Source organism: Trichocoleus sp. FACHB-591, assembly GCF_014695845.1.
Lineage (GTDB): Bacteria > Cyanobacteriota > Cyanobacteriia > FACHB-46 > FACHB-46 > Trichocoleus.
In genome coordinates this window covers 1-14,743 of sequence record NZ_JACJPA010000049.1, presented here as the reverse complement: position 1 = coordinate 14,743, position 14,743 = coordinate 1, and the positions used below count along the sequence as shown (strand labels likewise).

Below are 14,743 nucleotides of genomic sequence, written 5' to 3'. Positions count from 1 at the left end.
GCTCTATGAGTAACGCCCAACGTCATATCATCGGACAGCTCCTTTTGGAGGTTGAAACTCAGCAATCAACCGAGGTTTGGGGCGTACAGGAAGAACTCAGTCAGTTGCTCCAGCAGGTTGCCATGCCCCAGATAGAACGATTATTTGATGGGTGGACTGAGAGCGACGAGGTGGTGCGGTTAGATCAACTGGTGATTGAACTGCCTGCGATCGCCCCTCATCATCTAGCAGATGAATTTGTGCCAAAGTTACTGACTGCTTTGAGGCAAGCATTAGAAGATTTGCCCCGTCCCTCTGGGGATGACATTCGTCAGTCATGGATGGACGCTCCAGCCTTTGCGATCGCTGATCACTCCTCTAGTTTGCTAGAAGCTGAAACTGACCCGGTGGCTCAGGTTCTACCAGAAGCAGATTGGGAAGTATTGCTCTACTTCCTGGAATACGGACGTTTACCCTGGTGGCAGCCATCCGAACCTCTTTCTGCCTGGGTGCTACGCTGGGAGGCCGTAATTCAGGGTGATACCGTTTGGCGGGCAGCATTACAGCGGTTGCTTAACCGTCAGCCTTGGGCACGTCAGCGGTTAGTTTTACAATTGCCTGCTTCCTTTCACCAACGGTTGATGATGCGGATGCAACCTACCTGGGTAGAGTTTCAGGGATTGCTGGACTCTGCAAAAGCATTCATGAGATCGCTTCAGTTGGACGCTCGCACGACGCACTATTTAGAGCAACAAGCCTGGGTACTGCTGTTTGCTGAAATTCAAACTAATACTTCTCTCGGTGCTCCATTGCCAACTCGACAATGGCTCCAAACCTGGCTACCGTTGCTGTGCAATGCGGCGATCGCTTCCGGTACAACCCTCCAACAAGTGCGAAGCCTGATTGCAGCCGAATCATTGACGGAAACAGATCTCTGGCTAGACGTGATGGATCGGATTGTCCTACCCGATGCATCAACTTCTGTGGAGCGTATGCCTGCATCAATGGAAATCACTTCATCGGAACAGCCAGCTCGATTAGAACAGAGGGCAGACTGGAAAACAATCGCTCCAGTCGATCAACGAATTGTTCCAGGAAGTACTAATGCAACGACAGCGATCGCGCCATCCGAGCAACTCCCTGAAGCACCCCAAACCAGTGCAGTAGAGACAATTGCGGCATCACAACCACTCCCTGCATTGCAAGGCTCTACTGCACCCGAAGCGATCGCGCCATCTGACGCACCCACTACACCAGACCAAACGCCTCAAGTCAACGAGATTACTCCAGCCCATTCATCAATCCCAACCGAACCCTTAACCCCATCTCAATCAACTTCATCTGCACAGACCAATGAAGTCAATGCGATCGCCCCACCTGAGTTACCAACCGAAGTTAATGAACTCGCCCCACCTCAGTTATCAATTTCCCTAAAACGCACAACCACACCTGATGCGATTCCCCCAGCAGGACTACGCACCGGAGCAAAACAAACCCAAACTCCTCAAGTAGACTTAATTGCGCCTTCAAACCCATCAACACCTGTAGAGCGCAGTGCAGCATCAGAAGACCTTGCCCCGTCGGAGCCATCCGCTCTGTTAAAACCGACATTAGAACAAGCGGCGATCGCTCCCATAGACCCACTCGCTCTTTCAGAACGCACTGACGGAATATCGGCGACCACCCCACCAAGCCAATCCGTTGCAGCCCAATCAGGAACGGAAGCAACCAAAATTGCTCCATCACAGCTATCCACAGAAGTAGAACCTACAACTTCACCCGAAGCGCTAGTCTTATCAGAGCAACCCCCTGAAGCACCCCAAACTAGTGCAGTAGAGACAATTGCGGCATCACAGCCACTCACTGCATTAGAAGGCTCTACTGCACCTAGCTCGCTAGCCCCATCCGAAGCCCCTACCGCACCAGACCAAGCGCCTCGAGTCAATGAGATTACTCCAGTCCATCCATCAATCTCAACCGAATCCTTAACCCCATCCCAATCAACTCCATCCGAACAGACGAACGAAGTTAATGCGATCGCCCCCCCTGAGTTATCGACTTCACTGGAACCCACGACTTCACCCGATGCAATTCTCTCAACAGGACCACGCACTGGAGCAAAACGAACTCCTGAAATAGACTCAGTTGTTCTTTCAAACCCATCAACACCCATAGAGCGCATTGCGGCGTCAGAAGATCTCGCCCCGTCGGAGTCATCCGCTCTGTTAGAACCGACATCAGATCAAGTGGCGATCGCTCCCGTAGACCCGCTCACTCGTTTAAAACGCACTGATGGAATCGCAGAGATCGCTCCCCTAGGTCAATCCATTACAGCGCAACCGGGAGCGGAAGCAACTAAAATCGCTCCATCACAGCCATCCACAGAATTAGAACCTACGATTTCACCTGATGCGATCGCTTCATTAGAACAACCAACAGAACAACCAACCGGAGCCGAGCAAGTCACTGAACGAGTTACTAAACAAGTTACTGAACAAGACAGTGAAACAGACGTGAATACGGCATTAGAGCAAGCCTCTCCATTGGCACGCCGACCTATAACAGAACCCATCGCCCGATCATTGCCCCCCACTCCACGAGAGCCAGCCATCGAAGCAGATGCGATCGCTCCATTAGAGCCGTTAGCACCCACGGAACAACGTCTGGCATCTACATCTCTGACCTCATCGGGACAACCCACCGGATCGGAGCTTATTCCATCAAGCGACCCATCATCACCACGCCTGGAAGGGACTGACGCACCCGACGCGATCGCTCCAGAAGAACAAGCCGCTTCACAAATCACGCCTCCATCCAACGCAATCGCCCCATCCGATGAATTTATTGATGCAGGGCAGACTAGCGGGGTTGACCCGATAGCAGCGGTGGTCACTCCAACTGATGCCCCATCTTCTGACCCGCCAGCAGACTCGACTGCTCAGACCGAGCGACTCCCTCAGGGGCTTCATCCTCTAATGGCTAGCCCGCCCAGGCAGATGGGCTATGTCTCCCTTTCACCTGCCGAAAGAGTCAATGGTATTTACTTGAACCACGCTGGATTGGTGCTCCTTCATCCGTTCCTGACCTATTACTTTGAAGCGGTTGGACTGGTGAGTGAAAATTCCTTCCGGGATGAGTATGCTCAGCAACTCGCGATCGCCCTCCTTCACTACCTGGCAACGGGTGAAACGAGCGCCCCAGAATATGCCCTGGTGTTGCCGAAATTGCTATGTGGTTGGCCGCTGAATGACCCGGTGATGGGAGGGCTGGAGCTACCCGCAGCAGCTTTAGCTGAGGGCGAAACCCTGCTGGAGACAGTGATTCGGTATTGGGAGGTGCTGAAGCATACCAGCCCGGATGGTTTGCGAGAGGGCTTTCTACAGCGGCAGGGAAAACTCACTCGACCAGAGATGGGAGGCTGGAAGTTGCGAGTGGAGCAGCAGGCGATTGATGTCTTGCTGAGTCGGTTGCCGTGGGGCGTCAGTATGGTGAAGTTGCCGTGGATGATGGAGGTGCTGGTTGTGGAATGGACGTAAGGAAGTGTTTCGGCGCAACCCGATCGGCGCACTGCCGAGTTTAGGGGCCGTGGTTTGTAGTTTCAAGTTGTCAATTTTTATTGGAGAGTGATCAATTATGCCTGACCTAACTGTGAAGTTGAGTGTGCAGATTCCAGGTGGACCCACGGTGCAGGGCGGTAGCACAGTCCCAGTGGCGAGCTATCAAACGCTGGAATGGACTTTACCGCCCAACGCAAGTGGAACCGCCAAAATTGATGTGGACTTTACCGTCGATGATAAAGAAGCTATCAACCTCTTGCTGATTCAATCAACGCTCTATTCGAACCCGAATGAGGATGCCATCATCACCTACACAATCAAAGACAAAATCACCGATTTGCCCTTCGAAGAGCCTCTGTTTTTATTAGGCAGTAAACTGATTGAGGCGATCGCTCAGCCAACGCAAGTCACGTTCAAGAATTTGTATAAATGGACTGATGGGAAGGATGACACGCTGAACAAAAATACAGCCAAGGTTACGGTTCTGGTTGGGCGGGCAGCACCCCCACCGCCCAAAACTGAGACACCCGAAGCAGCCGAGCCAGCCGAGGCAACCACTCCACCAGCCGCAGCAGTCGCAGGATAACTCAGGATCTGGCTGATCCGTTTCGCCAAGGGTCATTTTGTGACTGGTTCGGTGACAAAATGACCTATCGCTCCCTTGTCCGAGCGCCCATCTGCAAACTTACCCCCTCGCGCTATGAAAAGCACTAACTCCCAAAAGCAAGAGCCAACCCGTGCGAATCGATCGACCCAACCCTTTTTTGGTGCGAAGTCGGACACCGCATTTTTTGCGCCAGGGCAGTCGGTGCAACGCGATCCCTTTTTCCAGCCCTCAAATGCCTCACTGACCACTCCCATTCAAGCAAAACTGACGGTTGGGGCGGTGGGCGACAAGTACGAACAAGAAGCCGATCGCGTTGCTGCTGAGGTGGTCGATCGAATCAATAGTCCGGCAGTTCAGCAAGGAAGCGATGCCCAGACGGTACAACGGATGGGGCAGGAAGAGGATGAGGTGCAGATGAAGCGATCGTCTGAATCAATTCAACGGGTGGAGCAGGAAGAAGAAAAACTTCAGACGAAACCAATCGCTGAAACCATTCAGCGGACGGGGAAAGAGGATGAGGAATTACAAATGAAGTCTGCGATCGCCCCACAGGTGACGACACAGGGCGGGGATGTTTCCTCTGGTTTAGATTCTGCGATTCAGCAAGAGCGAGGCGGTGGGCAGGCGATTGCCGAACCCGTTCGTGCCTCCCTGGAACAAGCCTTTGGAGCCGACTTCAGCGGAGTTCGCGTCCACACCGATGCAAAATCTGATCAACTGAACAGAACCATCCAGGCAGAGGCATTTACAAGCCGAAAGGATGTGTTCTTTCGACAGGGTGCATATCAGCCAGGGAGTCGAGTGGGGCAAGAGTTGCTTGCTCATGAGTTGACCCATGTGGTGCAACAACGGTCTAACACCAATACAGTGCAAAGAGCTTTTCTTGATATAGAAAGCAATAGTTTCTCAGAATATGTTAAAGAACAGAAAAATAAGCAAAGCAAGGTGAAGGCAGAGGAAGTAGAAGGGCTAGAGCCATTCACCACAGTAGGATTTGAACATGAATTCACTCAAACTAACGATGAGAACCGGTTGATAGGGATATCGCATTTAAAGTTTGCTAAGTCTAGCTCACTTCCATACACCGACTTACCATTTATCCTCGAGACGGATGCAGCTAATGCAATCGAGCTAGTTAGCCCGCCTTTTCTCATTAGAACCTTGCAGGACACGCGAATTCCTAATCCAACTGATGTAGAGAAGGTGGATGCTTTAACCAGAAGCGCGTTAGAGGGTCTCACAAGCAAATCAGAGACTATAGGAGAACTAGTGGATGGGTTTATAGGATTAGGCATTGACTTTAAACAAAAAGAGAAAATAGTAATAGGGGCTAAAAACCTATCTCATAAAAGTGCTATGAAAGACTATAGCAAAGAAGCAATTCATCAGATCACCAAGGAAGAACTAAGCAGTATTAAAATCAAACCTTCACAGAAAGGGGGTGGAATAACATCCCAAGTGAATTTTGCTACAAATGCCGATACAATTGACAAACTCCAAAAAATAAATGAAGACAAACAACTAAAAACAGAGGGTAAACCACCAGGATTTAATCCCAAAGCTATACTTGTTACGATAGAAGAAAAGATATTAAACGCCATTGTAGATAATGACAAGACGACGACTAAAAGTCTGTTTTATAAGAACTTTGCACGCACATTAAGTGGCATATTTGCAACACCTGCTATAGATGCAGTGCGGAAAATGCAAGAAGAAATATACACAGGGAAAGACATTACAAAAGATTCAAAAGCAAAGGCTGAGTTCCAGTTACGTGCTAACCTCACGAGTGCGGTCAAAGATGTACATGGCGCATGGATAAAAGACAGCTTAATGAATGTTGGATTAGGTTTATTGGACGACACAGAGTGGAACGCGGTCAAAGAAGCACTGAACAACCGAAAATTGGAAGAAGTGATTACGAACCTGTCACTACCTACGTTTATAAATATTAATGGATTTGAGAAAGAACCACAAGAAGGAAATAAAATCGTCGGCGAGAATCTAAAAGAAGCAAAGAACAGGATGCTTGAGGCTATAAAGATTGTCGTAGGACAGATAGACCGGATTCTCGATGACAGCAGACCTAGTAAGGATTTAGCAATTGTTCCTATAAATTCAATTAAATTCATGGAACATAACAAAGAAATGATAGGTCCGCGACAAGATACTTATATCGATCCGCGAAAGGCGCAAATTACACAGGTTCCAGAGCGGCTGCATGTCGTAGAGGCAAGACGAGATGGAATATCATCCTTGTATAAACTTGGGCTAGCATCCGGCAAACTAGATCGAGCGGCGAAACACAAAATAAAGGAGGATACAGAGAAAAAAATAGAAGAATTACTCAACCAAATAAGCAAAGCAAAACAGGCAATAGACAAGGTTGATGAGGACGAGAAAGAGTTAAGGAACGAGAAAGTAAGCCTGGAAGGCAAGATCAAGCAGTTGGATGAAAATATGAGGGAGCCGACAGCATTAAAACAGGACGAAGGCGAGGATATTAAAAAGTATGAAAAGCGAATAACCGAGAAGAAGAAAGAACTGAAAAGCGAATTAGCTAAGCGAGAGAAACGCTTGAAGGCGGTACTGGGGTTAATAGAGCGAGCAGAGACAGAGAATCCAAAGAGAAAGCAAAATCTTGATGAAAAGATTACCACACTTCAAGATGCAATAAGCGAACACAAACAAGTTTTAGAGGCTTGCGGAAAAGAATAGAAAAGCAAAGTTACGAGAGGAAAGCACTTGTAGTCACACCCATCGCCACCATCGGAGAAGGTATGCCTTAATGCAACCCTCGGTTGCACCCTGCTCTTGTGGCACAAACTTGCTGAAACCTATTTCCCGCTACTCTCTTTTCCGATGTCCCGTAAACGGCCTTTCTGAAATGGAAGTGCGATCGCAAAGCACACCACCTGAGCTTTGTTCACCTTAAGACAGTAGCCATAAAAGTAACAAATTTTCTCTATTTTGGGAACTAATCAACCGGGGTTGTAGGATCTACTAAAACCATCTACTCCAGATCCAGATTGGCGCTTTGTTGGTGTAGCGATCGCGTCACAGGCGACAATCATAGATTTTCGGTTAATGACAGGATAGCGATCGTGTCCCTGCTCAGTCATTCCCACAAAAATGTTTTGATGATCAGTGAATGACACGATAGACCAGTCAAGTTTGTAACCAATTCTCCCATAACAAACCATGACTCAGCCCCCAGAGCATTCCGCAGACCTATATCTGCTCGACATTGAACCGATTCCAACCACTGAAGCCAATCAGCCCCCACCCTTTCCAGCTTTTTTCGTTGGCAGTACTGCCCCCAACAACGTTGAAGATCAGGTTCAACCGGTTCCAGATCCAACGCCACATATTCAGGAAATTGCCCATTATTTGATCAATCAGATCAAGAACCGGGAAAATCCAGAGCTATTGATTGCCATTCATGGCTATAACACCGCTCTAGGAGGGTTCGCCACGACAAAAGAAAGCAAACCAGGTGTTGGAGTCAAAGGTTGGTATCAGGAAATTCGGGATCATATTGCCGAACACTACCTCGATCAATCTAACCCATTGGTGCTTATTGGCTATCGATGGCCATCCGAGCAGATCAAAGGAGGCGGTAACGATTCCCTAGGGAGTAAGCTCGGTTACGCCCAGGCATCCCTCCCGGTTGCTCTGAAGGTTCTGTCAGCTCTGGCGATCGCCATCTTTGTTGGGCTCAGTATCGTCTCGCTAACCACCAATCTACCCAGCACAATGGGTTTTGAGATTGTTGGAGCCAGTCTATTAGTTCTGGCAACATTCGTTTTTACGCTCGTCTTTTCCCTCTTTCTTTTCAGAATTGTGGGATATTTTCGAGATTCTTACCGAGCCAATCACTTTGGTGTTCCAGACTTAGTAGAGTTGATTCGACAACTTGATAAAGCCATTTTCGAGTTAAGAGACCAGCTTGATGACAAAGAGTTACAGCAGGCCCGAGTCAAGTTGTCCTTTATTGGTCACAGCATGGGGGCATTTGTAGTAACCAACACCGTCCGAATTCTCTCAGATGTGTTTGATGAGCGATCGGTCGGTTCTATTGAGATGGGAGCTAAGAATGCAGTCCCCTCCGACATCGGGCATGTCTTCTCGTTAGGGCGATTGGTTCTTGTCGCGCCGGATATCCCTGCCGAAACAGTCATTTCGGGACGGGCTAATTTTCTTAGCTCTTCGCTCCGACGATTTGAAGAGGCATACATGTTCAGCAATGAGGGCGATATGGCACTCAAACTGGCATCAACGGCAGCCAACTATTTCAGCTTCTCATCTAGGACCCGTGAGGGTGGATATCGTCTGGGTAATGTAGTGGTGCGATCGTCCGTGCTATCCCAACAGCAGCCTAAAGCCCAAGAACTATATGGCATCCTGAATCTTGACAAGAACGGTCAACTAGGGCGGGATGTTGAGTTTCTGGATTATTTGTATAGCCTACCCTCCCAATCCTTAAGGAATAGACAAGAGAAGATTTTAGGTAAGTACCAGAGTCCGATCGCTAACTTCTTTACTGTCTTTGATTGCACTGATTATATCGACTCCGATAGCCCGGATAGTTCTGCCCAAAAAGTCGGCATAGTGAGCCACGCCCTCCGTAAGCAATCATTAAATTTCTGGAATTACATTAGTCTCTCCTATGATTTCTTCACGGGTAGGATCGACACTCACGGAGGATACTTTCAACCCGCAGCGTCCTTCTCGAAGCATTTGATTTATGGGTTAGCCTGTTTAGGATGTCAGCCCCTGTTGCTGAACAATGGAGAAAACACTGAGGAAGAACGAGCAATCTCTCTGAAAAACTTCTCCCAGAAATGTGCAGAACGTGGTATCCAGGTATTACTTGCACCAGAACGTCGGCAGGATGTTCTGGAAGTAGAATTGAAAGCGGCTGCAACAGATAATGAAGAATTGGTGCTCTCAAAGATAGAATAATTTAAAGCTCAGTTTCAAGCCTCCTTCTTCTTCACACTTGCCGGAATGGCCTAGCCCTAGTCAAAGCTTGATGAACGGAGCTGGGCTAATGCGATCGCCCAAATACTAAAAACCAACTATCAGGGGTAGAGAAACGGTTTCTCTGCCCCTGATAGTTATGATTCATCTGCTTGCTTACGACAACCTCTGGACGACCTTTGATAGTGAGATCGATCGCTTCTACCCCGCTAAGGTAATAAAGATAATAGCCTAGCCCAAGCTGCCTACCAATCTATTCGTACCCGAGCGATACAATCGTGACATCCTGAGAACTAAAACCGACTGCGATCGTGATAGCTCATAGCTCTTTTACCCTTTAAGGAGGAGACGATAACATGGTGAGTAACATCTTTTGGACCATTGCACTTTCAGTGTTCGTTGCATTTATTCTAGGCTTCTTTACTTATAACCTTGAGGCGGTGCTCGCCTCTCCTAAAAAAGAACCTAAACCAGTCTCCAAGGCTACATATACCTAAAAACGGCAAGTCAACCACAGCATTATGCAACTATGGCTTTCCATTCAACAGCACTGTATTCACATCAGCAACGATGTTCGGCTGTTTGTGCAGCTTCGCCATCAGCAGGGTAAACTATACAAGCAATTCATCACATTCAGTCGTATCCACCTCATCTTTCAGAGAATCAAATTGAACTTCTAGTCCCAATGTTTTCTTGACCGTCTGCATAGCCCATTGATATAACCTCACAAAGGGGAATGCAAATATCTGCAGCACGGCATAGACCACTTCGCCTAACGAAGGCGATTTAACCTCAAGCCAGTCTCTGAAATAGTACCCTCCTTGAAATCCAATGCCACACAACCACACAAACAGCGCAAACACTGTCACCGACAGATGGATCAGTAATAAAGTAGTTGCTTTCAGCAAAATCCAGGTGGTTTGTGTAGCTTTTTTGTAAGTAATTCCAGTTTCAGGATTGGTAAGGATTGTAATCAGTTCCGCTGTTTGGGACTGCAACGGTACTCCAGACGGTGCATTAGCATTAAGGGGCACTAAAGTGCCCAATTCAGTTTTGTGCCCGGTCTGAGGGGAATCAGTCATGGTGGGATCTGTCATCATAGAACGTATCAACCTCCCTATGAAATAGGATTGCTCGCTAACTAAAACGCAGATACTGATACTCTAGATCAAAGCATTTTCAGAAGCCTTTTTGATAAAATTTTCGTAAAAAATGATATTCCTAATAGTCTCAGTAGATCGCAAATTCTCTAAGAAAAGGGTAGAGTCAGGCTAAAAGCATTAGGTCAAGCCATGACGACATACCCGTCCTCATTATCTCTTGGGTAGTGCTACACAGGTAATGATGCATTGTAGTGATGGATGAAGTACCAAATCGCACTAATGTGATTCTCCAGTGACTTAGAAAAGGATAAGCTTTTGCGCACCAATCGAGAGACCCGTTGCCTTAAGGTATTGTTGAATCGCTCGATGTAACTGGTTTTGCCTGTTTCTTTCCCACCGCTCGATGTCGTTTGCTCGGTAGAACTGTCCCATAAGCGGCCAAAAAGTCAGTGTATGCCACTGCACATTGACGGTAGACAGGTGGCAACGATGGTAGTGTCGCAAAAACAGGAGAGAGGTAAGGTAAGAGGACTAACCCCTGCTTCCCTCACCTCCTATGTCCACGTCCTCCCTGTTCAAATGGCAGCATTTCTTGCCCGAAATCATCCTGCTGAATGTGCGGTGGTACTGCCGCTATCCCTTGAGCTACCGGAATCTAGAGGAGATGATGCACTCAGTGCCAAACGAGATGGCCAAGCGGCAGCACGGTTCTTTTGCCAAGTGTTGAAAGCTAACCATGTCACCCAACCACGCGTGATCAATGTGGACAAGAATGCCGCTTATCCGGTCGCCATTGAACGACTAAAAAGCGAACAAACGCTGGCATCTCAAACCGAATTACGGCAGGTGAAATACTTGAATAACCTGATTGAGCAGGACCATCGCAACATCAAGCGAATTACGAAACCGATGCTGGGATTCCAGTCTTTCCACAGTGCTAGACGAACCTTAAGCGGGATTGAGGCGATGAATACGATTCGTAGGGGGCAGGTTCAGGGGGTTGAAAGTAGCGATGTGCGATCACAAGTAGAATTCGTATCTCGAATTTTTGGACTTGTTGCTTAATTGAGTCTAGAGTCGGTCAATTGTTTGTGCCTCAATGGTTCTTGCCACAGAACCCTCTAGTGCTAGGGGTAATCAGGATGCTCAGATCAACCATTTCTACAGATATTTTGCTGGGTGTTGTGTCAGCAGGACTGATGAGCATTGTAGGGATAGCGATCGCCTTGCAGTCTTCTCCGAGAGCGATCGCAGCACCAGATCATGGTACGACCTCAGCGATCTTCTATGCCCAAACCTTAAACAACGGGGGAATTCGTCAATTAGAGGCGGGGCAAGCAGAAGCAGCTCTGGAGACTTGGAGACAGGCAGAAGCAGCTTATACAAGAGCAGGAGATAAGTTAGGAAAACTGGGCAGTCAACTGAATCAGGTACAGGCGCTGCAAACCTTAGGGCAATACCGCCGAGCTAGAACTCTCTTAGAACAAATCAACACACAATTGCAGACTCTACCGAATTCTCCTTTAAAAGCTGGTGGTCTCCGTAGCTTAGGAATTGTGCTGCTGCGGATAGGAGATTTAACAGCCAGCCAGAAGGTTTTGAAATCTAGCTTAGAGATATCCCAACGCTTAAATACAGATACCAGCAGTACCCTCCTGGCTTTGGGAAATGTCGCCAGAGCAAAACAGGATGATGCTAAAACTAATAGCTCTGCCAGCACGGAAGCGATCGCCTTTTATCAACAAGCTGCCACTAGCACATTAGATAACCCAATTCGATTGCAAGCGCGTCTAAACCTGCTCAGTCTTCTCGTTGAGAGCAACCAACACGCTCAGGCCTTCTCCCTTTTGCCTGAAATTCAAACTTTATTAGCCGATCTGCCTTCCAGTCGTACTAAAGTTTATGCCCAGGTAAATCTGGCTGAAAGCCTGATCAAAGCTGGTTTTACCAAACCTTACCGGTCTCTCTCCTTTCCCACGGCGATCGCTCAACTTCTTGCCAACACGGTTCAACAAGCAAGAGATTTACAGGATTTAAGAGCAGAAGCCTATGCCTTAGGTCAACTCGGACATCTCTACGAAACATCAAAGCAATGGTCAGAGGCCGAGCAATTGACCAGGCAAGCCCTACAAATCGCCCAATCCATTCCAGCAGATGATATTGCCGTTTCCTGGTACTGGCAACTGGGACGCATTCTCAAGCAACAAGGCCAGACTTCAGAGGCGATCGCAGCCTACAACCAGGCAGTTGAAACCCTCTCTGTCCTGCGGAGCGATTTAGTAGCGATCAATCCAGAAGCTCAGTTTTCTTTTCGAGAACAAGTGGAACCGATCTACCGGGAATTGGTGCAACTGCTCCTAGACAACAACCCCAACCAAGCCAATTTAGAACGGGCGCGATCAGTGATTGAAGCACTGCAATTAGCGGAACTCAATAACTTCTTTCGCGAAGCTTGTCTGGATACGCAACCCCAACCAATTGACCAGGTAGATCCCCAAGCAGCGGTCGTTTACTCAATTATCCTCCGCGATCGCCTTGCCGTAATTCTCTCTCTCCCTAATCAGCCCTTGCAATATCGCTCTACTCCTCTCACTTTAAGTTCTGATAGAACAGCCGAGAAAAATCAAGCAGGGGAGATCGATCGCACCTATGAGGATCTATTTGCCACACTCAGCCCATTCATCACCGGTCAAGAACCCCTACGTCCACATCAACAACTGTATGACTGGCTAATCCGCCCCATAGAAGCTGATTTAGCCAAGAGCCGGGTGAAGACGATTGTGTTTGTGCTAGATGGCGTTTTGCGGGGAGTTCCATTGGCAGCACTGCACGATGGTCAGCAATATTTGATTGAAAAATATAGCCTTGCCCTAACACCAGAATTACAACTGTTGCCCCCTCAACCCCTAGCTCCAGAACAATTGGGAATTCTTGCAGGAGGATTATCTCAAGCACGTCAAGGGTTCTCTGCCCTCCCCGGTGTGGCTGAAGAAATCCAGCAAATCTCTACATTGATGCCGACAAGTATCCTATTGGATCAATCCTTTACCCGCTCTCAATTGGCTAGAAAATTGACATCCGTACCTTTCCCGATCGTACATCTCGCAACTCATGGGCAGTTCTCCTCCCAATCAGAAAACACCTTTTTGCTCACTTGGGAAGGGAGAATCAAGGTTAAAGATCTTGACCAACTACTAGAAGTGCGCGATCGCCAAAATCGTCAACCAATTGAACTGTTGATCTTGAGTGCCTGCCAAACCGCAAAAGGAGACAAACAGGCGGCCCTGGGACTCGCCGGGATCGCAGTCCGTTCAGGTGCTCGCAGTACGATCGCTACGCTCTGGTCCGTACAGGACGACTCAACCACAGAGCTGATCACGCATTTCTATACTGCATTAAAGCAACCGGGCATCAGCCGAGCCGAAGCGCTACGACAAGCTCAACTCTCCTTGCTGCGATCGCCCAACTACCAACATCCCTACTACTGGGCACCCTTCGTACTGGTAGGAAACTGGCAATGAAGAGATCTCTTAATCTACCACACAGGCTCATTGGCAATCGCCCCCAACCCTACACTTGGTTGCGCCAAAAAGTCTGCCCATATCTTCGCCAACGTTGAATCGTTAGGTTGCGATCGCCACACCTCCGCCAAAACTGTCAAGGCATCATACCAAGCTCCTTTCTCTCCATACCAGGCTGCCCGCTCTACAGCCGACTGTTGATTATTGGAAGCCTGAGCAGGAGCCACACGCTGTATCCAGGCCGTCACAAACGGATCATTCGGACTAGGGCGATCGCCACACACCAACACCACTGCCCACTGATAAGACTTACCCACCTTCAACGGAGCAGCATTTTGATCAAACTGAATCCCAACAATTCCCGCCTCACCCGTAATCGGTAGAAAGCGCTGTGAGTGCTGCCCTGTACTTTCCCCCTTAACACTCAAAACCATCTGACGAGCAGATGTCTCTGGCAAATACACCCAAAACGTAGGACGCTCCGCCCAAGTTAAACCTACTTGATTACCAGGAACAAGAGCCGTAAGCGGCTGAGGTCGAGCAGATAAATCACTTAGATTCTCTGATGAGTCTTGGAGACAAGCGCGATCGTTTCGTGATCCAGCTCCTCTCGTTGGCGGTGGGTTTCCTGTACCTGATGGCTTAAAAAGAACTTGAGGAATGACCTTGCGAGATGATTCAGAATTTGGTGTTGAAACTGGGAAAGCTCCCTGCGTAGATGCTTGTGCTGACGCAGACTGTACTCCAGTGAGCAAAAAAAGACTGACGGACATTAGGACAGATAACGCTTGGAGATGCATAATCGTTCGCTCCTTGATAGTGCATTATCCAAGCATACAGTGACACAAGCTAACGCTAGGACGTGTTTTAAAACCCTAACCTAGTAGTTCGACACACCGATTTTGACAGGTAGAGAGAAGTCAGGGAAACTGGTTGAAAATCAACAATCCCCTCCTCATGCCAGAAAAGTACACGGTCACCCTCACCCCTGAG

The 14,743-nt window shown here is 48.3% G+C and carries 8 protein-coding genes and 2 pseudogenes; 6 read left to right on the top strand and 4 right to left on the bottom strand.

Annotated features, from left to right (window positions below):
• Positions 1–5: 5 nt before the first annotated feature.
• The 3 genes from H6F90_RS10680 to H6F90_RS10670 all read left to right on the top strand — a co-directional run bounded on the left by H6F90_RS10680 (position 6) and on the right by H6F90_RS10670 (position 6,861).
• The gene (locus H6F90_RS10680) at positions 6–3,515 is read left to right on the top strand and encodes a contractile injection system tape measure protein (protein WP_190552464.1); all 3,510 of its coding nucleotides are present in this window, start codon (positions 6–8) and stop codon (positions 3,513–3,515) included.
• A 97-nt stretch (positions 3,516–3,612) separates the two neighbouring features.
• Entirely contained in the window at positions 3,613–4,122 is a 510-nt protein-coding gene (locus tag H6F90_RS10675) for a hypothetical protein (RefSeq protein ID WP_190552463.1), read from the top strand.
• Positions 4,123–4,236: 114 nt separating this feature from the next.
• Positions 4,237–6,861, top strand: coding sequence for a DUF4157 domain-containing protein (locus H6F90_RS10670; protein WP_190552462.1), 2,625 nt, complete (start codon positions 4,237–4,239; stop codon positions 6,859–6,861).
• 263 nt (positions 6,862–7,124) lie between these two features.
• Here the strand turns inward: H6F90_RS10670 and H6F90_RS10665 are convergent, their stop codons facing one another.
• Positions 7,125–7,301, bottom strand: coding sequence for a hypothetical protein (locus H6F90_RS10665; RefSeq protein WP_190552461.1), 177 nt, complete (start codon positions 7,299–7,301; stop codon positions 7,125–7,127).
• Positions 7,302–7,344: 43 nt separating this feature from the next.
• Between H6F90_RS10665 and H6F90_RS10660 the strand changes: the two genes are divergently transcribed.
• Positions 7,345–9,108 carry an alpha/beta hydrolase gene (locus tag H6F90_RS10660; protein WP_190552460.1) on the top strand — a complete coding sequence of 588 codons (1,764 nt, stop codon included), beginning with the start codon at positions 7,345–7,347 and terminating at the stop codon, positions 9,106–9,108.
• Between the two features lie 629 nt (positions 9,109–9,737).
• On the opposite strand, the gene H6F90_RS10655 is transcribed toward H6F90_RS10660, so the two are convergent.
• Complete coding sequence (locus H6F90_RS10655) at positions 9,738–10,226, bottom strand: hypothetical protein (RefSeq protein ID WP_190552459.1); 489 nt, start codon at positions 10,224–10,226, stop codon at positions 9,738–9,740.
• A gap of 230 nt (positions 10,227–10,456) precedes the next feature.
• Positions 10,457–10,719: pseudogene (locus H6F90_RS31480) on the bottom strand (IS1 family transposase); the annotation flags it as partial.
• Positions 10,720–10,785: 66 nt separating this feature from the next.
• On the opposite strand from H6F90_RS31480, the pseudogene H6F90_RS10645 reads away from it, so the two are divergent.
• A pseudogene (locus tag H6F90_RS10645) lies at positions 10,786–11,294 on the top strand (IS6 family transposase).
• A gap of 77 nt (positions 11,295–11,371) precedes the next feature.
• The gene (locus tag H6F90_RS10640) at positions 11,372–13,750 is read left to right on the top strand and encodes a CHAT domain-containing protein (protein ID WP_190552458.1); all 2,379 of its coding nucleotides are present in this window, start codon (positions 11,372–11,374) and stop codon (positions 13,748–13,750) included.
• A gap of 14 nt (positions 13,751–13,764) precedes the next feature.
• On the opposite strand, the gene H6F90_RS10635 is transcribed toward H6F90_RS10640, so the two are convergent.
• Positions 13,765–14,550 (bottom strand): DUF928 domain-containing protein, encoded by a 786-nt coding sequence (locus tag H6F90_RS10635; protein ID WP_199295853.1) that lies wholly within the window; start codon positions 14,548–14,550, stop codon positions 13,765–13,767.
• Between the last annotated feature and the right edge of the window lie 193 nt (positions 14,551–14,743).

What these genes read in the sequence shown, in the direction of transcription:
- H6F90_RS10680 (WP_190552464.1), top strand. Translation starts at nt 6, where the DNA reads ATGAGTAACGCCCAACGTCATATCATCGGACAGCTCCTTTTGGAGGTT.
- H6F90_RS10655 (WP_190552459.1), bottom strand. Translation starts at nt 10,226, where the DNA reads ATGATGACAGATCCCACCATGACTGATTCCCCTCAGACCGGGCACAAA.
- H6F90_RS10660 (WP_190552460.1), top strand. Translation starts at nt 7,345, where the DNA reads ATGACTCAGCCCCCAGAGCATTCCGCAGACCTATATCTGCTCGACATT.
- H6F90_RS10675 (WP_190552463.1), top strand. Translation starts at nt 3,613, where the DNA reads ATGCCTGACCTAACTGTGAAGTTGAGTGTGCAGATTCCAGGTGGACCC.
- H6F90_RS10640 (WP_190552458.1), top strand. Translation starts at nt 11,372, where the DNA reads ATGCTCAGATCAACCATTTCTACAGATATTTTGCTGGGTGTTGTGTCA.
- H6F90_RS10670 (WP_190552462.1), top strand. Translation starts at nt 4,237, where the DNA reads ATGAAAAGCACTAACTCCCAAAAGCAAGAGCCAACCCGTGCGAATCGA.
- H6F90_RS10635 (WP_199295853.1), bottom strand. Translation starts at nt 14,550, where the DNA reads ATGCATCTCCAAGCGTTATCTGTCCTAATGTCCGTCAGTCTTTTTTTG.